Below are 21,192 nucleotides of genomic sequence, written 5' to 3' on the forward strand. Positions count from 1 at the left end.
GGGCGAAGGGATGGGGGGGCAAGGCGCGCGGACAGCTATCGGGACTCGGACCTGGCTCCTGTTCAGGCGGTGCTGGCGAGATCGCCGGTCTGGTAGCCATGCGGCTGAGGGACGGGCAGGCCAAGATGCTGGCGCAAGGTGCGGCCCTCATAGTCACGGCGGTACAGGCCGCGCTGCTGCAAGATAGGAACAACCTGTTCGACAAAGTCCTGCAACCCGCTGGGGAGCAATCCGGGCATCAGGTTGAAACCGTCTGCCGCGCCGTGCCGGAACCAGTGCTCGATATCGTCGGCGACCTGGTCTGGCGTGCCGATAATCTCCCGGTGGCCGCCACCGGCGGCATATTCCCCGAGAAACTCGCGCAAAGTGAGCCCGCTCTGCTGCGAGCGTGCGAGGATGGCGCGGAAAAAGGTATGGCCGCCATTGCCGTTATTGGGCAAGGGCAAGTCCTGCGGCAAGGGTTCGTCAAGCTTGAGCCGCTCGGGCGCAACGCCCAGCCGTCCGGCCAGGCGGTTCAGGCTGTGTTCAATGGGCACCAGGTTGATCAGATCCTGGTGGCGCTGCCGCGCTTCGGCATGCGTGCCGCCCAGGAAAACGCCCAGGCCGGGCAGAATTCGGACGCTGTCTGGATGGCGCCCCAGCGCCTGCGCATGGCTGCGCAGGCCTTGCGCATAGGACAAGGCTTCCTCAAAGGATTGCGAGGCCGAGAACACGGCTTCCGCATGGCGGGCAGCCAGGAACTGGCCGTCTGCGGAGCCGCCCGCCTGGAAAATCACAGGATGCCCCTGGGGCGAGCGGGGCTGGTTGAGAATGCCGTCCACCTTGAAGAACTCACCCGCATGGTGCACCGCATGGAGTTTGGCGGTATCCACAAAGCGTCCGCTGGCGGCGTCGCCGAGCAGGGCGTCGTCTTCCCAACTGTTCCACAGGGCTTTGACGACGGTAGTGAACTCATCGGCGCGGCGGTAGCGGTCGGCGTGAGCAAGCACATCCGGCTGGCCGAACTTGCGTGCGGACGAGGCGTCTGCGGTAGTGACGACATTCCAGCCTGCGCGCCCGCCACTGATGAGATCCAGAGAGGCGAAGCGCCGCGCCAGATTGTATGGGTCGTTGTAGGTGGTGGAAGCGGTTGCTACCAGGCCCAGATGCGTGGTGGCCAAGGCGATGGCCGTCAGGATCAGCGTGGGTTCCAACGCGGTGACGGGGCCGGTTGCCAGGCCATCGGTGGTGACGGAATCCGCCAGAAAAATGGCATCGAACTTGCCTTTTTCCGCCCATTGGGCAATGCGTATGTAGTGCTGTACGTCGATGAACCCGAGCGGCTCGTTTTCTGGCACGCGCCAGGCGGAAGGCACGAAGCCCTGAAGCCAGGCGTTGACGTTAAAGTGCAATTGGCGTGGGGGAGTGGTGCTCATGCGGTAGCCTTGGTCGGTGCATGGAAACAGGAAGATGCGGGGGAATGGTGCAGTGCTCAGGGCAGCAGGCGCTTTTGATCCGGCACGACGAAGCCGCGGTAATTCTCATTGATGAAAGCCGCTACCGAGTCACCCACCAGGTAATCCACCAGCCGCTGGAGGCGTGGGTCTGTGGTCAGCTCCGCCCGAGTGGTCAGCACGTTGGCATAGGGGTTGTTTTGCTTGTCCTCCAATGCCAGGGCGCTGCGTGGGTCGATGTCGTGCGTCAGGGCAATGTCGCCATTGATGAACGAGGCCTCTACATCCGGCAGTGATTTGGCGCGCAGCCGGGTTTCCGTCGGAATGAACTTGAGATGCTTGGGGTTGGCGATGATGTTCTTTTCATCTATGGCCAGAGCGGCAGACGAACCATCGGATTGCGGGTGGCTTAATTCCAGCAGACCTTCTTGCTGCAGGATGAACAGGGCGCGTGGCAGATTGGTCTGCTCATTGGGGACAAGGAGGGAGGCGCCGTCCGGAATATCCTTGATGGCGCCGTAACGAGACGAGTACAGGCCGAAAACGTTGACCAGCAACGTCGCGGCATTGACCAGCTTGCCTTGGGCTTCGGGGTGTGCCGCTATCCAGGAATCGAAGAAGGGCCGGTGTTGAAACAGGGTGGCATCCACATCGCCCTTGTAAAGCAACTGGTTGGCGTCCAAACCCTGGCTGCTCTCTATGACCTTGAGTTTGAGGCCGCTGCCATCGGCATCCGCCAGTTTTTGCACGTAACGCAAGATGTCGCCTTGCGGGGTAGGGGTGACATATATCCTGAGCGGCTCACTGGAGACCGGCGGGGTAGCGGCGTGGGCCTGCATGGCCATACCGCCAGGCAGGCCGCTCAGCGTCACGGCGGCCAGTGTCAGCAAGGTGCTCAAGGATTTGCGTTTGGCAGGGCGGAAAATCTGGCGAGACATCGTATGTTCCTTGTATGGAGGCGGGGAAAGTCGAAACGGCAGCTGGGGGGCGCCGACCTTAACGTTTGTGTTTGCGCAGCCGAATCCAGGCGTCACCGCTCAGCTGGATCATCTGCACGATGAGCACCATGGCGATCACCGCAATGAAAATCAGCTCGACGAACCAGCGTTGATAGCCAAAGGTCAGCGCAAAGTCGCCCACGCCGCCGGCACCGATGGCGCCTGCCACAGCCGTGCCTTCTACCAGCCCGACCAGAATGATGGTGGCCGACGCAATGATTCCGGATAGGGATTCGGGCAGGAGAATGCGGAAGATGAATTGCGGAGTGGTCACGCCGATGACCCGGGCGGCTTCTATCCTGCCTTGATCCAATTCACGTAAATTGGCTTCTATCAAGCGGGAAAAGAAAGGCGTGAATCCGAATGTCAAAGGGACCAGCGCTGCCACTGGGCCTAATGGTGTACCGACAATCCAGCGTGTTACCGGTATCAGGATCACAATCATGATGATGAATGGAATGGATCTGCCGGTATTCACAATCGTATTGAGAATGTGATAGACCAATGGCCTGGGGCACCAGGAATTCGGCGCCGTCAAATAAAGCGCCAATCCGGCAGCGATTCCCAGCGTAATGACCAGAATTCCCGAAAAGAATGTCATGTAAAGCGTCTGGCCCAAGGCTTCCCAGAAATCGGGCAGATAAATCGTCCAATCGCGGGGGTTCATGTTTCAGTGACCTTTCCCAGCACAATGCTTTTTTCACGCAGAATGGAAGAGAGCGAGTGCATCAGGTTTGAGGGTTTGCCGCGAAAATCGAAATCCACTTTGAAGCGGGCGGCATCGACACCGCCCAGGCGTTCCACGCCGCCAGACACCACGGCGGATGCCAGATCCAGATGCCGGGCCGCATCGGAGAGAAAAGAGCCCTGCGCGTGGATATCGGGAAGGATCAGGTCATAGCGCACCCAGCCAGGGCGTGGCGCATGCCCAAGATCCGGTGCCGGCAACAGTTGTCGGCCCAGGTAGGAGTCCGCATCGTGCAGCAGATCACGCACTTTTCCGGCCTCGACAATCCGGCCTGACTGGATCAGCGTGACGGAATCAGCCGCATAGCGCACGACATCCCATGAATGGGTGATGAGAACGATGGTCAGGTTCAGCTGTTGTTTGAGCTGCAGCAGCAAATCCAGAATGATCGTCGTCGTCTCGGAATCCAGGGCGCTGGTGGCCTCATCGCAAAGTAGGACTTCGGCGTCGGCCACCAGTGCCCTGGCAATCCCCACACGTTGTTTCTGGCCGCCGGACAGCTGGGAAGGATAGGCATTTTCCTTGCCTTGCAGGCCGACCAGTTCGATCAGCTCCATGGCTTTGCGGCGGCGCACCGCACGCCCTACACCGCGTACGGACAAGGGGAATTCGATGTTTTCTACTACTGTCTGGCTGTGAAAGAGATTGAAATGCTGAAAAATCGTTGCTACGCGGCTCAAGTAGTGTCGCAATGCTGCGCCACGAAGATTCGTCAGGCGTTGTTCCTGGAAATAGATTTCTCCGTTATCCGGACGTTCCAGCAGATTCAATAGCCGCAACAAGGTGCTTTTGCCGGCGCCGGATGTTCCGACAATGCCAAAAAAAGAGTTCCTGGGGATGTCCAGGGAAATGTCGGAAAGTGCTGGCAATATTTCCTTGCCACGATTAAATGACTTGGAGATATGTTCCAGGCGAAATGCATATGCCATCGTCGGAAACCATATAAAAACGGAAGGTGAATTCGGCTCTGAGAAATGCATTATTGATTTTTAGCGCGGCCGGGCCAACAACCGAATTTCTATATTGATATTGGGTGCCTTGGGAATGTCTATATAGATTCCATGCATGTATTGCGCGGTGGCCCAGTGAGCAGGAATGAAACGGGAACAGCGGGGGGGAGAGGGCGATGTGGTGCCCGGATGGCAGGTTCCCAGAGACAGCGTGGCAGGAGTATTCTTGAGGGCGGTAGCGTGTGACGTTCTGCTTGCGTTACCGTCTGTTCGCCCGGGCGTATGCACAGGCGCTTCATCAAAAAGACTTTTCGCACAACCGGGCTCTCACCTGTTACGCCATGGACATTGACCTCATTGCCATCCTGACGGCAGTCGCATTCTGTGCCGGATTTTTCGATGCCATTGCCGGTGGCGGCGGGTTGATTACCGTGCCGGCTTTGTTTCTGGCAGGGATGGATCCGGTGGCGGCGCTGGCCACCAACAAATTCCAGGCGTCGGCCGGGTCGGTATCGGCGACTGTGGCATTTGCCCGCAAAGGGCTGGTCGAATGGAAAACAGGCCGCGTTCTGGCGGTTTGCGCCATGGCGGGCGGTGTGCTGGGCGCATTGGTGGTCAGCTATGTGGACAAAAACTGGCTGGAAGCCAGCATTCCTGTGCTCTTGCTGCTGGTGGCGTCTTACTTTACCTTTGCCCCCAGGCTGGATGACGACAAACGCAAAAAGCGCATGACGCTATTGATGTTCGCCATCACCGTCGCGCCGGTGGTGGGCTTCTATGATGGTGTCTTCGGCCCGGGCACGGGTTCGTTCTTCATGGTCGGGCTGACGCTGCTATGCGGCTTGCCTGTGATGCGGGCAGTCAGCTTCACGAAACTCGCCAACGCCTCCTGTAATCTTGGTGCCCTGTTCATTTTCCTTCTGAAAGGCGCCATCGTCTGGCCCTTGGCCATTTCCATGGCAGTCGGGGCATTTGCAGGCGCCCAGCTGGGGGCGCGCTGTGCGGTCAAGGTAGGCACAAGACTGGTCAGGCCGATGGTGGTGATTGTCTGTTGCGCCCTGGCGATCAAGCTGTTGAGTTCCGCTGACAATCCCTTGCGCATGGCAATCAGCACGTTGTTCTGAAACTGACTATGGGAAAAGGCTGCAAGGCATGAATGCTGGATTGATCGCGCTGGCCGGTAACGCAGCGCTGGCGGAAAAGCTCTCTCTCTACTTTCAGCGAATCGCGGATTGGGAAGCGGGGCGACGGACGTTGGGCTTGTTGACGCAGCAGGACGCGGCCACGCAGACGGAACAATTTCGCAGTTTTCACCCGCTGGTGCGTGAGTTGCAAGGCATCATCCTTGATGACCCGGATACCAGCAGCCACCATATCGTCCTGGGCTGCAGCGCTCTGCAAGGCGCTGTGCTTTTCCTGACGCACGATGGCGACAGTCGTATGGTCTATGGCGATATCGAACATTTCCTGAGCGCGGCCCGGCAAGCCTGTGCAGCAGGGGAGATGCTGGACGAGGTGGCTCCCGACCAGGCGTGGGTAGCTGCAGACCAGCCGGCATTGCGCCAGCTCTGCCAGCAACTGCTGGACACCCCTGAGGCCGAGGAAGTATTGCCGGCGCTGATCCCTTCGCTGGACCTCACTGATGCACAGGCCTTGTCCTTGCTGGTGCGAGACGAAGATATCTATGTGCCGGAAGCCTTATGCCGCGAGATTGCGGCTCGTCCGGCGGCGCATTTGATGCCTGTCGTGACGCGCTGCGAAAAACATCCTCATCTCATGGTGCAACAAGCCGCAGCACGGGCAAAAAACGTCCTTTCTAAACGGTAGCCGCTGCTGATTCGCGCAATCGCCGCGATGGCCGCGTCATCGAGCGCTTGCCATACCGGATCGGCCTGTATGCCCAACTCTCGTGGGGCAGGGCGGAGGGAAGGGCATTTTTTGCGCAAAGACGAATGGTTGGCGAGACTGCGGCTTGCCTGCTGCAGATTGATTCGGGCAGCGCCGGCGCGGGGGGGGGGCATGCGCTGGCCCGAGGCTTCACTCAGGACTTCTGCGCAGCGCTGAACTCGGCATAAAACGCTTCGGCCAATTTGCGCAGCGCACGACCGATGTCGGCATACTCGTATTCATTGAGATTGGCCAGTGATGCGCGCCCTGAGGGATGCTGCGTACCGAATCCCCGGCCGGGCAGCAATACGGTGCCGGTCTCATCGGCGATCCGGAACAGCAACTCGTTGGGGGCGAAACGGGTCTTCACCCAACTCCCGAATGCCTTGCCGTAGAGCTGATCAGCGATCTTCTCCAGATCCAGCAGCGTGTAGTAATCGACCGAATTCTCGTCATCCGGCATCGCAATGCCCAGTTCGGTATAGAGCGCAGCCTGACGGCGGCGGATCAACTGTTTCAGTGTCGCCTTGTAGTGATCGTGTCCGTCCATCAGCGCAAACAGCGAAAACAGCACCATCTGCACCTGTTGCGGCGTGGACAGCCCGGCGGTGTGATTCAGCGCCACGGTGCGGCTGTCAGCCACCAGGCGGTCGATGAAAGAAAGCGCCGAAACATCCGTCGTAATCGTCGCGTAGCGTCGTTCCAGCAGCGCCTTGGCTTCTTGCGGCAGCTGGGTCAGCTGCCGGTCCAGCACATTGTTGCGATGCAGTGCGATCGTCCCCTGCCGCCAGCCGGTTGCCCCGAAATACTTCGAATAGGAATAGACCAGTATCGTATTCTGCGGAGCGACAGCAAACAGCGAACGGAAATCGTCAGCAAAAGTGCCATACACATCATCGGTCAGGATGATCAAATCCTGCCGGTCATTGCGGACGATATCGGCAAGCTTCTGCAGGCTGCGTTCATCCAGCTTGACCGAAGGCGGATTGCTTGGATTGATGCAGAAGAAAATCTTGATGGCGGGGTCCTTCAGCTTTTCCAGCTCGCTATCGGGATACTGCCAGCCGGCATCCGGGTCAGCATTGATCGACACCTTCTCCAGCTCATACACATCCAGCTCCGGGATCTCGATATAGGGGGTGAACACCGGCATGCCGATGGCCACCTTGTCACCTGCCTTGACGAGCTGATTCTGCTTCAGCGTATCGAACACATACGTCATCGCGGCGGTGCCGCCCTCGACTGCGAACATATCCATATCCCTGGCCGACACCAGGCCGCCCGCCATCTCCCTGGCCAGATACTGGCGCACGATCTGCTCGCTGATGTTCAGCATCCTGGGCGGCACCGGATAGTTGCAGCCCAGGATGCCTTCCACCATCTCATGCAGGAAATCGGCGGCCGGAAGTCCGAGCTGATCCCGCACGTAGCTCAGCGAGCGGCGCAGGAAATCAACGCCTGCCTCATCCTTGTGCGCGCTGGTGAAACGCTCGAACCGGCCTTCGATCCCGCATGGCTGTCTTCCAATCGTGGCCGGAGCGGCTCCATTTGGCAGTGATATTACGTAGAGCCAGCCAGATCAGTTTGGTAGCGGCCTCATCGCTCGGGAAGTGGCCACGTGTCTTGATGATTTTGCGCAGTTGCGCGTTGACGTTCTCAATGGCATTGGTTGTGTAAATGACCTTTCGCACCGCTGGCGGGAAGGCAAAGAAGGGAATGACGCGGTCCCAGGCGTGACGCCAGGCGGCGGCAACCGTTGGGAACTTCTGCCCCCAAGGGCCTTGGGCAAACGCTTCCAGTTCGGCCAAGGCCGCCTCTGCACTGGGCGCGGTGTAGATCGGACGGATGGCTGCGGCCAGTGGCTTGCGATCCTTCCAACCGGCGTAATCCAGGCTGTTGCGGATCAGGTGGACGATGCAGGTTTGCAGGGTCGTGGCCGGGAATACCGCTGCCAGCGCCTCAGGCATGCCCTTGAGGCCATAGGTGACGGCGATCAGGATATCCTGGACACCGCGAGTCTTCAGATCGTTGAAGACCCGCATCCAGAACTTGGCGCCTTCGGTGTTCTCAATCCACAGCCCCAGGATGTCGCGTGTTCCGTCGGGCATGACGCCCAGGGCCAGATAGACCGCCTTATTGCGCACGACCGCCTCTTCGCGGATCTTGACCCGCAGGGCGTCGAAGAACACGACCGGGTACATGATCTCCAGCGGCCTGGCCTGCCAGGCGGTCACCTCGGCCATGACTTCGTCGGTGACCGAGCTGATGAACTCGGGCGAGACCTCGATGCCATACTGCTCCAGCAGGAAACCCTGGATCTCGCGCACCGTCATGCCACGGGCGTACATGGCAATGATCTTGTCGTCAAAACCCGTGAAACGCCGCTCGTGCTTCGGAATCAGGATGGGCTCGAAACTACCGTCCCGGTCACGGGGAACCTCGATGCGGATCGGGCCGTCCTCGGTCAGCACCGTCTTGGTTCCCTTGCCATTGCGCTGATTGGTAACCGTGGCGGGCTTGGCTGCGCCGGGTGGATAACCCAGATGATGATTGAGTTCACCACCCAACGCTCGTTCAATCAAGGCCTTCTTCAGGGCCAGCGTCGCCGCGTTGATGGCTTCAGCCGTCATCGGGCCGTTGCCGAACTGCTCAAGCAGTTCGGCTGGAATCACCGGTAATACGGGCGGTGGCGTTTTCGTCTTGCGGGGCATCATCACTCCTTGAGTGCATGTTATGCCTTAAACACGAAATCTCTGACAGACCCTCGGGCAGGTGACCGAACGCGGTTACGCCGTCAGCGAACTGCTCGAGGCAAAAAGCGAGATACTGCGTCTGCGCGCGCAACTCCGTCGCACTGAAAAGAAGCGCGGCATTCAAAAAAAGCCGCCCGCTACTGAAATATGGGGAGACGTCGTCTCGCCTATGGGTTGCGCGTTCTCCATATGGGAATATGACTCATTCCTCTGACTGGCGGGCGATGTTTTTTCTTTCTTTTTGACGATTTGCATGCATTGTGGCAGGCAATGCTCCGAAAAGAGTCCTGACTGCCGCTATATTGAAACTGTTGGGCATGAAGAATGCCATTTTGGGTTTCAATTCAAAAAAAGGATGTGGCTATGATTCGTGAGTTCTCGCGCTGCCTGACGGCAGCGGTGCTGTTGACAGTATTGCCTGCTGCGTATGCGGATAATGTGGCGCCGGCAGCGAACCTTGCAGATCCCTTGCCATCCTGGAATGAGGGGAAGACCAAAAGCAGCATTCTGGACTTCGTCAAGGACACCACAGTCGAGGGCTCCAAGGATTTTGTTCCCCTGCAAGATCGAATTGCCACGTTCGACCAGGATGGTACGCTCTGGGTGGAGCACCCGTTGTATTCCCAGTACCTGTACATTCTGAGCAAGGTCAACGACCTTGTCGCCAAAAATCCGCCGTTCGCCGAGCAGGAGCCGTTCAAGACGATATTGAGCGGCGACATGAAGAAAATCAGCGCGCTCTCTACCGCTGACATCTTCCGTGTGGCGATACTGTCTCTTGATGGTCTCAGTGTCGAGGAATATCAGGCTGATATTGAAAAGTGGCTGGCCAGTGCCCGCGACCCGCGCTGGGGGCAGCCGTACACTGAGCTGATCTATCAGCCCATGCTGGAGTTGATGGAATACCTGCGTGCGAATGGCTATAAAACCTACATCGTCACTGGTGGTGGCCAGGACTTTGTCCGCACTTATAGTGACGCTGTCTATGGCATTCCCGTTGAACAGATTGCCGGTACCTCGTTTGGTACACAATTCAAATATGACAAGGATGGCAAGGCATTTCTAGCATTGCAGCCCTCGCTGTTCTTCAATGACGATTTCGGTGGCAAGGCCAGGGGCATAGGCCTATTCATAGGCAAACGGCCACATTTTTCTGCAGGCAATTCCACGGGTGATCGCGAAATGCTGGAATACACCACCAGCGGCCCCGGTCGCCGGCTGGGCATGCTGGTGTTCCACGACGATGCCAAGCGTGAGTATGCGTATGGGCCTGCCCAGGGACTGCCCGACACGCAAGTCGGCACCTTTACCCAGAATCTGTATGACGAAGCCGTTTCCAAGAACTGGTCCATCATCAGCATGAAGAACGACTGGAAGAAAATCTTCAAGTTCGAATAGTTATTAACGGCAATATTGCCGGATTTTCCCTGTCCATTGGAACAAACGGCGGTACGAGCGACGCGTTATGGGCGGCGATCCGATAGGTATGCTTCTACCGGATCGTATGGGCGCCGACTGTATGCTGGTTCGGCCGGGAGAAGAAGGGCAAACACCGGCTAGAAACGAAAAAGGCACCACATTGGAAAATGTGGTGCCTTTTTAACTGGGAATTTTGGTGGAGCGGAGGAGGATCGAACTCCCGACCTTCGCATTGCGAACGCTAATTGCAAGTCAATAAAATCAATGGTTTTTGACTGATTAGCGGTTATTTGCCACAATTTTGCCACACTGATTTTGGACGTTGTGGCATGGCAACTTTTCGCAAGCGCGGCCCGTATCAATGGGAAGCGCAGATACGCAAGCGGGGCTACCCCGCGCAGAGCAAGACCTTCAACACCAAGGCCGAGGCGGAAGCCTGGGCCAAGATGATCGAATCCGAGATGGCGCGAGGCGTGTGGCTGAGTCGCGGCGAAGCCGAGTCCACCACGCTGCGCGAAGCCCTGGAACGCTACCAGGCCGAGATCGTGCCTCACAAGAAAGGCAAGGTGCAGGAGGATTCCATCGTCAGGATGCTGCTAACCCTGCCGCTGGCCCTTCGTCCCTTGGCGTCCATCCGTGGTGCCGACATTGCCAGCCTGCGCGATGCCTGGTTGCAGGACTACGCCCCGGCTACCGTGCTGCGCCGCCTGGCGGTGTTGTCGCATGTGTTCAGCGTGGCACGCAAAGAATGGGGCATGGAGAGCCTTTCCAACCCGGTCGAGGTCGTGCGCAAGCCTGCGGCGAATAATGCGCGTGTGCGGCGTGTGGTGACGCTGGAAGGTGCTGCGTTGGATAGTGGGGCCGATGATGCGCGACAGGTGCAGGATGGCGAGTTGGAGCGCGTAATGGCGGCCAGTTCATCGGCACTGCTGCCTTCGATCATTCGGCTGGCTGTAGAGACGGCCATGCGGCGCGGGGAGATCGTGGGGTTACGCTGGGAGCATATCGACCTAGAGCGGCGTGTGGCGCATTTGCCGGCGACGAAAAACGGGAGTGCGCGGGATGTGCCGCTGTCGTCCAGGGCGGTGGCTGTGTTGCAGGAATTACGCGATGGGTTGGACGCCAAGGAACAGGGGCAAGGGGCAGTGTTTGCTATGCGGCCTGACGGGGTGACGCGGGCGTTTGAGCGGGCTGTACAGCGGGCGCGTGGGCAGTATGAGGTGGAGTGCCAAAACGCGGGGACTAGGCCACGGGATGGGTTTTTGGTGGATTTACGGTTTCATGATTTGCGGCATGAGGCTACTTCCAGGTTGGCGGAGGTGTTTCCTATGCATGAACTGACGAAGATTACAGGGCATCGCGATCCACGGATGTTGATGCGGTATTATCATCCGAAGGCGGATGAATTGGCTAAGAAGCTAAAATAAAAATTTATTCTTGATATCTAAAAAATGGACATTGAAAAATATTTTTCAATGGCTGCGCATGAAGCAGATGCAGCCGTTCAAGCCGTCATGAAAAAATATAAGGATGGCTATGTCACAGATGAGGATGACATGACTGGCATCCTACTGGGGCGGCTTGATGCTGCATTCAGTGGAAGGATTGGAGGTATAGAATGGTCTTCTTCTGTTCTGCGGCATCGCAAAGGTATTGCCTCGCAAGAGGGGAAATCGGGTGCAGATATATTAATCCATGTGTCATTGGATTCGTTTGGGGTTAAATATTCAAAAGGGGTATTGGTTCAAGCGAAACGAATTTCGGAGAGTGCCACTATGACAATGAGACAGCATAGTGAACTTGTCTCGCAATGCCAGAAAATGTTGAAAATATCCCCTTCATCTTTTGTTTTTAATTACGATGTAAATTCTATGCGATGCGCCTCAGCGAATAGGGTTGGCGGAGATAGCAACAGGAATTTGCATGAAAAATGCAACTTGACAGCCTATAGATTCTTTCTGGAACTTTTTAGGTGTACAGTTGGGGATAATAATATTACGTCTGCAAAATTTGATGACTTGTCTATTCCGCAAGGCATAAGCTTAAAGGGAAAGGCTTATGCTGATTGAAGAATTGTGGAATTGGATATCAAAAATTGAAATTACTGCGTTAGCCACTGTTCTTTTGGTTCTGGTTGGTTGTGCGCAAGTAAAAATACTATCGTCTCAGCGTCAACAGCAGCGTCTTGATTGGGCCGAAATGTATCGGCGCAGATGGATTGAACTAAAGGGCGATTGGGCCACTGTTGTATTTCTAGGAAGAAGATCGACCGATTATTATCAAATAGCGCATCATAAGGCCTTGCAGGAGCTAAGGGAGGAAGTGATTAGATCTTCCAATGGTATAGCTTCATCGTGGGCCCAAGCATCTGTTAGAAATGTATGTGGAATGCTCAGTGATTTATGCTCAAGAATATTGCAGGGGCATATAAAAATTCAAGAGGTATACCCGATTTTTGGCACGGAGCTGCTTAGGCAAGGGGCACCGCTCCGGGTCTTGCTTGATGGGAGCTGCACGCATCTTGAATGCTATGGAAGTCTTGGGCCAACGGATGAGGAAGAGAAGCACGACAACCTCAGAAGTGAAATTATCACATGGTTAGCATGCCATGATGGTATTCGGAGGCGGTGTCTAATTATGATTGATTTGTTGTGGGCTGAGGCTTGCAGGCTAGAGGACTTGCCTCCCTATGAGATGGAAACAGCTGCAAACTCTAAAGAAAATACAGGCCATTTGAATCGTGCCAGAGTTCGCAATGAGGTTGTTAGGATCGGCGGCTGGATGGCAATTAAAAGATCAGTGCATTTTTCAAGGTACTTGAGGTATGCGGAGTGGAAGGAATGCCCTATGTCTAGAGGTCTAAGTAAGGATCGTCTGAAAGAACTCGATGCCGCATGGACAAAAAGATATTTGAATTAACCTTAAATTATGGTTTCTTGCGCCGCCGGTTTCTTTCTTCGTCTGCAAACTCCCCTTTCCACTTAGCAAGCTCGTCATCAGATAGATTTTTCAAGATTCCTGGGTGGCTTATTGTCCTTGAGTGACTTGGTGGTTCGAAGACATTCCCTCTGGCGATCATTTCCGCCTCGATCTCCTCTGTGATAAAAAATGGCTCTACTTGGTCGTCTTGGTTTGGTTGATTCATGATTTTTTCTCTCGATCAAATGCTTGCTGCATTGCAAACCATGTTCTTGCTGTACTGATTCCGGCCTTTTCCAAATTAACCGCCAGTGCAGCGCTTACAGGTTCGCGACCCTCTGTCACCGCAGACAGATACTTGGCTTCCACTTCAAACTTGGTCGCGGCATCAACCAATGATAAACCCAGGGGAGCCATTACATCCTCTCGAATGAGTAGTCCTGGATGCGGTGGGTTTTTCATGGCCATTTGAGTTCCTTGTTTCTGTCGCGCCAGTAATCAACGCCCATAAATGCCGGAAGCACTAGTCGGTATGATACTTGCTGTGGCTGGTGTTCTGATCCGTCCAGAGAACGTACAAGCGAATGCGAAATGTTGGCAACCGGATCGGTACGAAGGCGGTGGCCCGCAGAGGCAAAAATAAGGGCGACCCTATGATCGCACGGCAGCATCAGCCTCGTGTTATATTGCACTAACCATGTAACACATTGGGGTTGCGCCATGAGCGAAGCTACCTTCACCTTCCGAGTCGATGAGTCTCTGAAAGCCGAGTTCTCCAACGCTGCCAAGGCACGCGACCGCAGCAGCGCCCAGTTGTTGCGCGACTTCATGCGTGATTTCGTTCGGCAGCAGGAGGAAGCGGCTGCGCATGATGCTTGGTTCCGTCGCCAGGTGCAGGTCGGCTTGGATGCAGCCAACGCTGGTGACGTGATCGCCGCCGTAGAAGTTGAAGCCGAGGCCGAAGCCTGGCGTGCTGAGGTGCGCCGCAAGCTGGCCAGCAGCCCCGCAGAATCGTGAAGCTGGTCTGGACACGGCAAGCGCACGCCGACAGGAAGAAGATACGCGAATACATCGTGCAGCACGCCCCAGCAGCGGCGTTGGCCCTGGATGAGCTATTTTCAGAAAAAGCCAGCCTGCTGATCGACCATCCCAACCTTGGCAGGACGGGGCGTGTACCTGGCACCAGGGAACTGGTAGCCCATCGGAACTACATCCTGGTCTATGACCTGTCAGGTGATGCGGTGCGTGTGCTGCGACTGCTGCACGCCGCCAGGCAATGGCCGCCACGCTATACGATGGGTGAGTTGCTGGAAGGCCTAGAATCCTCAGGGACATACCCGTTGCCGCCCGAAGAGCGCGAATGGGTCGATGCGCCACCGGTAGGCAGGGAGTGGCCTGCCGAGGAGTAAACAGGGCGACCACCGGGTCGCCCTTGTCGTTCTACGGAAAATAATCCAGTAAGAATAATAATATTCCTCTTATTCTTACCGCTTCGCGCAGCGCCTACGCCGGGGGCAGCGTCTGTTGAATTGCCGCCAGGGCATCACGGAAATCCTCCTGCGTCGCCTGGCCAGTTTCCGCCTGGTAAAAAAGCACGACGAACATATTGGCCACCGCTTCGGCCATTGGTGAAAGCTGACGCGCCGTGTCCTGGTCTAGCCATTTCAGGTCGCCTAGCAGAGCCGCTGCATGATGCACAGCCTCGACCGCTTCGTTACTATTCATAGTTGCCATGATCCACCTCCTATCAGGTGCAAATGGAAGTACGGGGTCGGTGTGGCAACACCTGCCCCGTGCGCTTTACAGTCCCGCCGCTTCGGCAAACGGGCTTTTGTCGTTAGTGATATGGCTAACCGCTGCCCGTGTCTCGGGCTTGATGCGGTCGTGTTCTTGCGAGCCGTTGGGCCGTGAGACGAACGCCGCGCTCTCTGCTGCCGCATCGACGGTCTCATCGCAGGATAGGGCGTCGACCGGCTCGAAATAGCATGGTTCGACGGTATGTTCGTCCAGTATGGCGAACGCTGCCAGGTAGGGTGCTGTCATTGCTTCAGCTCCTGTTGTCACGGTTCACGAATGCATCAATTTCCGAGTTGCGCTCCTGCTGCCGCTCCTGGACATACGAAACATAGTCCTCGACGTCGAACGTATTGCCTTCACTTTTGGCCTGCCATTCAGCGTGGGATTCCGCTGCCTTGGCTTGATCGGCTTCTGACAGATTGCAGAATCCTCCGGTTTGGTTGATCCATCCGTTATCGCCGCCAGTGGCTTCGGCACCGCCCAGACTGTCGCCATCGAATGCAGCAGCATCAGGGTTGTCGGCCTTGGTTGGTTCCATGCTCGCGCGGATCGAGGCCGCCAGTTTCCCGCCTGCGGTTTCGCTGACGCGCTGTTGCGCACTTTGCTTGACTGCCGCACCCGCACCCTTGGCAAGCTCTCCTACGGTGCCTGCTGCCAGTTTCGCTGCCCGAGAGAAACCGCCGCCTGAACCACCTCCACTGCCTCCAAAGCCTGCGGCCTGGGCGAACGGTGAACTACCAGCCGTACCGGCGGCATCACTTTTACTGCCCGCGTTCCCACTCACGGAGCCTAGGCCCGGCATATCGCCGCCGTTGCTCATGCTTCCCGCTGCTTTCTGCATTGCAGCCTGAACCGCCGACCCCACGCCTGCGGCTCCCATCATGGCTTTGTCAGCCGCTGCGACACCACCTGTAGCCAGGCTGGCGGCTGTCATAGTGGCTCCTACTGCCGCCCCGGCACCAAAGCTGCCAACGCTGCCGATTGCACCCACGCTGGCCCCTGTGACGATGCCGGAGATCATCGCGGGCACACGGTTCACCAGGAACAGCAGGATCAAGGAGATCACCAGCATGACGGCCAGTTCCTGCGATGCCATGCCTTCGCTGATCTGGTCGTAATAGTGGTTGATGAACTGCCTGCCGATGGCGACCAGGAGAATCATGGCCCTCAGTTGGGCAGCGACGCCCAGCACGGTTTTGTAGTAGTTGATCGCCATGTCCGAAGTCCAACGCGAGCCGCCAAAGCCCAGGAAGAAAACACCGGCGTAAAGCAGAATCCACGCCGATGCCGTGACCAGCAGCAGGTTGATCGCGATCAGCGCCAGGACGATCAAGACGGCGATGGCCAGCAGCTCCATGGTTAAGGCGATGGCCAGCAGCTCCATGGTTAAGGCGGTGGCCAGCTTGCGCCACCCGAGTTTTGTCGTTGCCTGGACGGTTTTGTCGTACAGCTCGAAACCAAGATCGAGGATGCTGGAAGGCCCGAGATTGTTGTTCGACAGTCCACCGGCTTCGGCACCCAGGGTTTGCAGTGACGCGACTATCGTCCCAGCCAGATTCATGCCGGTGTTCGCGTGCGTAAGCAGCCACCAGAAGAAGCCGGTAAAGATGGTGAAGCGGACGAGCTCCGAAAAGAACTCGCCTATGTCTGCCTTGCGCATGGCCATCAGACCAAACGTCCACACCATCGAGATCACGACCAGCGACCAGAACAGGCGCGAGGCAGCGGATTGAATCGCAGGCCCCCAGGTGGCCGCCGCATCGTGAAAACGATCCAGCACGTCGTTCATGACGTTGCTGCTGGATAAGCCATCGGCAAAGGCTGGCTCGGCACTCAACGCGAACGTGCCGACGGCCAGGACGCCAAGAATCATGCGTTTCATGTGGCCTCCTCAGTAGCGATCAGGTGAACTGGGCTTGAACTCCCATTTCCGCATGGTCTCGGCACGCTGGAAGCTCTTGCATTCCTCCGTGAAAGCCAGGCGTTGGGACTTGCTCTTGATCTCCGCCAGCGCCTCTTCATAAGCACCAGGTGCGCAGGTGGCAGCGTTGGGTTCGGGCATCGCATCACTGCAACCGGCCAAGCCGACGACAAGGGCGAGAAGGATGGTTTTTTTCATTTGTCTGTCTCCCTTAGTAGCGATCCGGTGAACTCGGCAGGAAGTCCCATTTCCGCATTCTTTCTTCCATCGCTTCGCCCTGGGCCTCGGCATCCAGTTCGGCAGCGATGCGCGCCGCCTCTGCGTTCTGCTGGGCGGTGAGCATGGTGCGGATTTGCAAGAGCTGGTGGGCCTGTTGGCTGGCAAGCTGATTGGCGTAGCCGATGGCCTGCAACTGGCCGCTGGCCCCTTGCGCTGCGGTTTGTAAACGCTCAAGGGTGCGAGCGTCGTTACGCAATGCCTTTTGCTGGTCGCTGATCGTCTGGAACAAGGCGTCGTTCGCCTTTTTCTGCGACTCCGATGCCAGGCGGCGGTTTTCTGCCATCGCGGCTTCCTCGGCAGGCGTGCAGCCGCCGCTGCCGTTGAAGCATGGGGAGCTACGGTAATACGCAATGTCCTGGTACTTGGACAGATAGCGATCCAGGCTGCCAAGTTGGTTTTCGTAATAGGCCAGCGTGTTCTGCGCGGCAATCAGTCGGTCGATGGTGGTCTGTGCCTGATCCCAAATGTATGCAGCCGGTGCCAGCGTGTTTTGCAGCATGTTTTCGTACTGCTGCAATTGGGTCTGGTATTGCTCGATCTGCTTGGCGGTTTGGGCGACCGCTTCCATCGCAGACATGATGTTCTGCACCAGGTTACCGCCGTCGATGACAGGGATGCCCGCGTAGGTTGGTGTGGTGATGAAGCCAGTTGCGATTGCAACGGCCATAGCGGATTTAGCCGCTAAAAGGCGGATGCGTCTCATGGTCGAGTACCTCGATGTGATGTGGTTAGCTATTGCGGCTAATCTGCCCCACAACGCCGTCAAGGCTGGTCATGGGGTTGGGCCATCACGAGACAGTTCGCCACGACTCTGTCAAGGTACCCGCCCGGGCGACACCATCACGCCCTTGCAAGATATTGTTGAGATTGGTGTGTGCCGTGCAACCCTGCACGGAATTTTTATTGCTTCGCTGGCTTTTCCAGCCCGACCGCACGGCCCATTTCTTCTAAGTCCAGCGGTTGTACTGCCGCGATCAAAATCTCACGGATTTCTGCTTCGGTGCTTCTTCCGTTTAACGCCGCTCGAATTTTCAGTGCCTGGTGCACTTCATCCGATAAATTTCTAATATGCAAATTTGCCATCACTGATACCGTTTAAGGGCTTGGTGGAAATGGTATCAAAGGCATAAAAAATATCAACCCGAATTTCTGATGATTGAGTTGACTGGTTCACTCATGGGGGCAGTGCATTCCTTTTCGGCGGTAGCCGGACAGCCTCGCAGAGCAGGATTCCCGTTGAGTGCCCCCGGCGCGAATAAGGGACAGTGAAGAAGGACAACCCGCTTGCGGGTGGGCCTACTTCACCCATCCTGCCCGCATTTCAGCCGCGATTCTCCGTATAGCCAAAACAGATTCTTTCGCCGCTTTGCCGCTATCGAATGTCGATTGCATGTCGGTCGTTGTGAAATCGGCTAAGTCGCGCAGCAATCGTGGAAAATCGCGTTGTAATCGGCATGGAATCGGGCTTATCAATCGCGCTTCGCTACTGCTTGTGCGGAAGGGATGGAATTGCCTGACTACTCATTTTCATCAGATGACGATTAAGTGACTGGCCGCCCCTCAAGTGTCAATAACTTGGCGTCTTTCAACCGGCAACGCATGTCGGCCTATGATGGGTCGGGTGGATGGGTTTCGTGACAAGACGGCATCCTGCGAGATTGATCATTTTTTTAGCCGCTAAAATTTGGGCTGTTGATTGATTTCAGGCGTCGCGGATGCCGCCAAGGAGAAGAGGTATGCAGGGGTTCAGGAATGCGGTCATGGTGGGGTTTCTGGCAGCAGCACTGGCTGGGTGCGGCGACAAGCAGGACGTTACGCCGCCTGCGCAGACGCCAGCCGTCACTGCGCCAGGCACGTCTGCCACGGGCCCGGCTCCCGCTGCATCAGCCGGTGCCGAATGTTCCCCCGATCGCTGGAAGACGTTGCCAGAAGGAAAAGATCGGGATGCCTTGGTCGAACGCTGCATGACGCAAGGCAGCTACCAACGCAGCGAACCGCAGACGTTTTAAAAGCGGTTTTACGCCAAAGTAAAGAGACCGGCTATTTCTTGTTCGTCCAGCCGTGTCGCGACAACTGCTGTTTGTTAACAAATGAGGGGCAGGCGAGAAAACTGGTGCTCGCTGATCGAGTCCAGTGTGTTGTATTTAGTTTTCTCTTGTTTGATGATCCTCTACATATTGATGTGTCGCTACTCCATCGACTATCTTGATTATCCCGCGCCTCAGTTTTATGGGCGATGAGATCATTTTGTCTGTAGGTAATATCTCCGTTATATCGTTTATGTCCCCAATGTCTAACTCTAAAGCCCCTTTTGGATTTAGCGCTTCTGTTTTGGCTCCCAAACAAATTCTATATTCTCTCTGCCACGCGAATTCTATGTCTTTTCGAAATAGCCCTACAAGACCACTGTGATTTGCCATATCTATGTACTCGACTTGGCCATGTCCTCCTTCAAAAAAATCTGAATTGTATAGATGAGGATTGGAGCGGATCGCTTTGCTTAATCTTTTTGAAAATTCAGCATTGTTTCTAATAATCATTAGATGACTGCCTAGCTCCATGAATCTGCTACTAAGCAAGACTTCACCATGAAGTTCTCCAGGGATTTTTCCATTGGGGCCATCAGCCAAGGCCGACATGCAAAAGATAAATATATTGCTCGGGTTGGGAAGGTCTAAGTGCATGGTTGCATCATCTCCAAGCGAAATTTCTTTTCCCCCTATGTTTAAAAATATCTCGCTTACTTTTTCTGCTGTTTTTCTTGAATGAAGCTTTAAATAGTTTTTCTCTAAAAAGTCCCTTCTTAATCCTGTTAAGGGCTCGCCCTCAAGCTCGGAAAAGTATTGAACGCTATTCATATAAACTTTTCCTCTCTGAAGCTCTTTAAGTCTGGAAAGTGTTCCAACACGGAACAATAGCCAGCACTGCCGATTTGGCGTTCGGTCAGGAATAGCGCTAAGGTTTGCAGACCCCGTTAGATTCATCACTCCTCCTTTTTACTCTTGTGACGGTTGTGCTCCATCAGGAAGCACTGACTGGTTTATGAAATTCGGCCGATAATCACTCATGGAAAATTTTATAATAAATTGTTTTTCGAAGAGGGTTTTCAAGTGGGGCTATAAATTAAAACTACCTTCGGTCGAACGCAATCACATCTCCTCTTTGGCGTAAAACCTCGGCCAAAGGCCGAAGGGCAAAGGCTACAAAAGCCTGCGCCTAGTGGATTATCTCTTGGATAAATCATGGATCGGTTTTTCAAACCGACCCTAACCTCATGTTTTAGAAAGATTTTTAAGAAATCCAAGGGGAGCGTTACTGCGGAGGATGGGGAATGTTACTGCGGCGAAGGGGGAACGTTACTGCGGTCAACGCCGGCAGCAACGTCCTGGGTTCGTCCTTTCGCGGGCCTTCGCAGCATCGTAACCGTCCGGTGAAGGCACCTTGAACGGGTAAGAGCGATGCAGGAGCATACGTGTCCACGCAAATAGGTGGGCATTTATGCTTTTAATTCCAGAAGAGTCTTCATCAGGCCGTCGACGCCGCCGTCGATACACGAACGAATACAAGGCCAGATTGGTGGCGCAATGTCAGCAACCCCATGTCTCGGTCGCAGCGATCGCGTTATCGCATGGCATCAATGCCAATCTGTTGAGGAAATGGATACGGGAACAGAGCGAGACAGGGCCGATGGTCTCACAGCCGAGTCTTGCGATGGTGCCAGCCAAGTCTGGCTTCATTGAACTGCAACCGTCATTACATGGGGAAGAAGGCCGTCAACCTGCCATCGCAGAGTCGACACGAATCACGGTAGAACTGCCCTCCAGCCAAGGCCCGATCCGACTGCACTGGCCGCCAGAGCACGCCGACCGTCTGGCGGTGTGCCTGAAGGTCTTGCTGACATGATCCGCATCGACCACATCTGGCTGGGTGTGGAACCGGTGGACAGTAAGCGCCCGGCGAACCCACCTTGACGAACGGCCGCGTTAGCGGCCGTTGTCTTTCAGTCCGTTCTCTCCGGCTGCCAGCGATGCGGCAGCAGTTCTCCGATCCGGCCATTGTGCAGCGTCGGCAACCGAGTAAGCACGTCC

General features: G+C 56.0%; 24 protein-coding genes and 1 pseudogene. 10 read left to right on the forward strand and 15 right to left on the reverse strand.

Features of this window, described 5'->3' with window-relative positions; all coding sequences use genetic code 11:
• Positions 1–62: 62 nt before the first annotated feature.
• From ACNA1V_RS16720 to ACNA1V_RS16735, 4 genes are read right to left on the reverse strand one after another with little or no spacing between them, the layout of a single operon-like run.
• Positions 63–1,415 carry an LLM class flavin-dependent oxidoreductase gene (locus ACNA1V_RS16720; RefSeq protein WP_415834721.1) on the reverse strand — a complete coding sequence of 451 codons (1,353 nt, stop codon included), beginning with the start codon at positions 1,413–1,415 and terminating at the stop codon, positions 63–65.
• 56 nt (positions 1,416–1,471) lie between these two features.
• The gene (locus ACNA1V_RS16725; protein ID WP_415834722.1) at positions 1,472–2,371 is read right to left on the reverse strand and encodes a MetQ/NlpA family ABC transporter substrate-binding protein; all 900 of its coding nucleotides are present in this window, start codon (positions 2,369–2,371) and stop codon (positions 1,472–1,474) included.
• 58 nt (positions 2,372–2,429) lie between these two features.
• Positions 2,430–3,098, reverse strand: coding sequence for a methionine ABC transporter permease (locus ACNA1V_RS16730; protein ID WP_415834723.1), 669 nt, complete (start codon positions 3,096–3,098; stop codon positions 2,430–2,432).
• The gene (locus tag ACNA1V_RS16735; protein WP_415834724.1) at positions 3,095–4,108 is read right to left on the reverse strand and encodes a methionine ABC transporter ATP-binding protein; all 1,014 of its coding nucleotides are present in this window, start codon (positions 4,106–4,108) and stop codon (positions 3,095–3,097) included. Before ACNA1V_RS16735 ends, ACNA1V_RS16730 begins: the two co-directional genes overlap by 4 nt.
• Before the next feature lie 362 nt (positions 4,109–4,470).
• Here ACNA1V_RS16735 and ACNA1V_RS16740 point away from each other — a divergent pair, with 362 nt between their 5' ends.
• On the forward strand, positions 4,471–5,253 hold the full coding sequence (locus ACNA1V_RS16740) for a TSUP family transporter (protein ID WP_415834725.1): 783 nt from the start codon (positions 4,471–4,473) through the stop codon (positions 5,251–5,253).
• A gap of 28 nt (positions 5,254–5,281) precedes the next feature.
• Positions 5,282–5,956 carry a hypothetical protein gene (locus ACNA1V_RS16745; protein ID WP_415834726.1) on the forward strand — a complete coding sequence of 225 codons (675 nt, stop codon included), beginning with the start codon at positions 5,282–5,284 and terminating at the stop codon, positions 5,954–5,956.
• A 214-nt stretch (positions 5,957–6,170) separates the two neighbouring features.
• Here the strand turns inward: ACNA1V_RS16745 and ACNA1V_RS16750 are convergent.
• Together ACNA1V_RS16750 and ACNA1V_RS16755 are read right to left on the reverse strand one after the other, a co-directional pair.
• A pseudogene (locus ACNA1V_RS16750) lies at positions 6,171–7,526 on the reverse strand (bifunctional aspartate transaminase/aspartate 4-decarboxylase); the annotation flags it as partial.
• Positions 7,480–8,727, reverse strand: coding sequence for an IS256 family transposase (locus tag ACNA1V_RS16755; RefSeq protein WP_415834742.1), 1,248 nt, complete (start codon positions 8,725–8,727; stop codon positions 7,480–7,482). The pseudogene ACNA1V_RS16750 and the gene ACNA1V_RS16755, both read right to left, overlap by 47 nt.
• A gap of 405 nt (positions 8,728–9,132) precedes the next feature.
• On the opposite strand from ACNA1V_RS16755, the gene ACNA1V_RS16760 reads away from it, so the two are divergent.
• The 4 genes from ACNA1V_RS16760 to ACNA1V_RS16775 all read left to right on the forward strand — a co-directional run bounded on the left by ACNA1V_RS16760 (position 9,133) and on the right by ACNA1V_RS16775 (position 13,107).
• Complete coding sequence (locus tag ACNA1V_RS16760; RefSeq protein WP_415834727.1) at positions 9,133–10,167, forward strand: HAD family hydrolase; 1,035 nt, start codon at positions 9,133–9,135, stop codon at positions 10,165–10,167.
• Between the two features lie 350 nt (positions 10,168–10,517).
• Positions 10,518–11,615 carry an integrase gene (locus ACNA1V_RS16765; protein WP_415834728.1) on the forward strand — a complete coding sequence of 366 codons (1,098 nt, stop codon included), beginning with the start codon at positions 10,518–10,520 and terminating at the stop codon, positions 11,613–11,615.
• A gap of 24 nt (positions 11,616–11,639) precedes the next feature.
• Positions 11,640–12,257 (forward strand): hypothetical protein, encoded by a 618-nt coding sequence (locus ACNA1V_RS16770; RefSeq protein ID WP_415834729.1) that lies wholly within the window; start codon positions 11,640–11,642, stop codon positions 12,255–12,257.
• Positions 12,247–13,107 carry a hypothetical protein gene (locus tag ACNA1V_RS16775; protein ID WP_415834730.1) on the forward strand — a complete coding sequence of 287 codons (861 nt, stop codon included), beginning with the start codon at positions 12,247–12,249 and terminating at the stop codon, positions 13,105–13,107. The genes ACNA1V_RS16770 and ACNA1V_RS16775 overlap by 11 nt, the downstream gene beginning before the upstream one ends.
• 7 nt (positions 13,108–13,114) lie before the next feature.
• On the opposite strand, the gene ACNA1V_RS16780 is transcribed toward ACNA1V_RS16775, so the two are convergent.
• A complete protein-coding gene (locus tag ACNA1V_RS16780) occupies positions 13,115–13,333 on the reverse strand; it encodes a hypothetical protein (RefSeq protein WP_415834731.1) in 219 nt (72 codons plus the stop codon).
• Positions 13,330–13,575 carry a HigA family addiction module antitoxin gene (locus tag ACNA1V_RS16785; protein WP_415834732.1) on the reverse strand — a complete coding sequence of 82 codons (246 nt, stop codon included), beginning with the start codon at positions 13,573–13,575 and terminating at the stop codon, positions 13,330–13,332. The genes ACNA1V_RS16780 and ACNA1V_RS16785 overlap by 4 nt, the downstream gene beginning before the upstream one ends.
• A 252-nt stretch (positions 13,576–13,827) precedes the next feature.
• Between ACNA1V_RS16785 and ACNA1V_RS16790 the strand changes: the two genes are divergently transcribed.
• Positions 13,828–14,124 carry a CopG family ribbon-helix-helix protein gene (locus ACNA1V_RS16790; RefSeq protein WP_415834733.1) on the forward strand — a complete coding sequence of 99 codons (297 nt, stop codon included), beginning with the start codon at positions 13,828–13,830 and terminating at the stop codon, positions 14,122–14,124.
• On the forward strand, positions 14,121–14,516 hold the full coding sequence (locus tag ACNA1V_RS16795; RefSeq protein ID WP_415834734.1) for a type II toxin-antitoxin system RelE/ParE family toxin: 396 nt from the start codon (positions 14,121–14,123) through the stop codon (positions 14,514–14,516). The genes ACNA1V_RS16790 and ACNA1V_RS16795 overlap by 4 nt, the downstream gene beginning before the upstream one ends.
• Positions 14,517–14,610: 94 nt before the next feature.
• On the opposite strand, the gene ACNA1V_RS16800 is transcribed toward ACNA1V_RS16795, so the two are convergent.
• The 6 genes from ACNA1V_RS16800 to ACNA1V_RS16825 all read right to left on the reverse strand — a co-directional run bounded on the left by ACNA1V_RS16800 (position 14,611) and on the right by ACNA1V_RS16825 (position 18,187).
• On the reverse strand, positions 14,611–14,841 hold the full coding sequence (locus ACNA1V_RS16800) for a type I toxin-antitoxin system ptaRNA1 family toxin (protein WP_415834735.1): 231 nt from the start codon (positions 14,839–14,841) through the stop codon (positions 14,611–14,613).
• 66 nt (positions 14,842–14,907) lie between these two features.
• The gene (locus ACNA1V_RS16805; RefSeq protein WP_415834736.1) at positions 14,908–15,150 is read right to left on the reverse strand and encodes a hypothetical protein; all 243 of its coding nucleotides are present in this window, start codon (positions 15,148–15,150) and stop codon (positions 14,908–14,910) included.
• 4 nt (positions 15,151–15,154) lie between these two features.
• Positions 15,155–16,786: a P-type conjugative transfer protein TrbL gene (gene trbL / locus ACNA1V_RS16810; RefSeq protein WP_415834737.1), complete on the reverse strand. Its 1,632-nt coding sequence runs from the start codon at positions 16,784–16,786 to the stop codon at positions 15,155–15,157.
• 9 nt (positions 16,787–16,795) lie between these two features.
• Positions 16,796–17,023 (reverse strand): entry exclusion lipoprotein TrbK, encoded by a 228-nt coding sequence (gene trbK / locus ACNA1V_RS16815; protein ID WP_415834738.1) that lies wholly within the window; start codon positions 17,021–17,023, stop codon positions 16,796–16,798.
• 13 nt (positions 17,024–17,036) lie between these two features.
• On the reverse strand, positions 17,037–17,807 hold the full coding sequence (trbJ, locus tag ACNA1V_RS16820) for a P-type conjugative transfer protein TrbJ (protein ID WP_415834743.1): 771 nt from the start codon (positions 17,805–17,807) through the stop codon (positions 17,037–17,039).
• 197 nt (positions 17,808–18,004) lie between these two features.
• Positions 18,005–18,187 (reverse strand): FitA-like ribbon-helix-helix domain-containing protein, encoded by a 183-nt coding sequence (locus tag ACNA1V_RS16825; protein ID WP_113751794.1) that lies wholly within the window; start codon positions 18,185–18,187, stop codon positions 18,005–18,007.
• 677 nt (positions 18,188–18,864) lie between these two features.
• On the opposite strand from ACNA1V_RS16825, the gene ACNA1V_RS16830 reads away from it, so the two are divergent.
• Positions 18,865–19,113 carry a hypothetical protein gene (locus ACNA1V_RS16830; protein WP_415834739.1) on the forward strand — a complete coding sequence of 83 codons (249 nt, stop codon included), beginning with the start codon at positions 18,865–18,867 and terminating at the stop codon, positions 19,111–19,113.
• A 135-nt stretch (positions 19,114–19,248) separates the two neighbouring features.
• Here the strand turns inward: ACNA1V_RS16830 and ACNA1V_RS16835 are convergent, their stop codons facing one another.
• Positions 19,249–19,962: a hypothetical protein gene (locus ACNA1V_RS16835; protein WP_415834740.1), complete on the reverse strand. Its 714-nt coding sequence runs from the start codon at positions 19,960–19,962 to the stop codon at positions 19,249–19,251.
• Positions 19,963–20,602: 640 nt separating this feature from the next.
• Between ACNA1V_RS16835 and tnpA the strand changes: the two genes are divergently transcribed.
• The gene (gene tnpA / locus ACNA1V_RS16840) at positions 20,603–21,007 is read left to right on the forward strand and encodes an IS66-like element accessory protein TnpA (protein WP_415834741.1); all 405 of its coding nucleotides are present in this window, start codon (positions 20,603–20,605) and stop codon (positions 21,005–21,007) included.
• The last annotated feature ends 185 nt before the right edge of the window (positions 21,008–21,192 follow it).

This window comes from Kerstersia similis (genome assembly GCF_965139615.1).
GTDB lineage: Bacteria > Pseudomonadota > Gammaproteobacteria > Burkholderiales > Burkholderiaceae_B > Kerstersia > Kerstersia similis.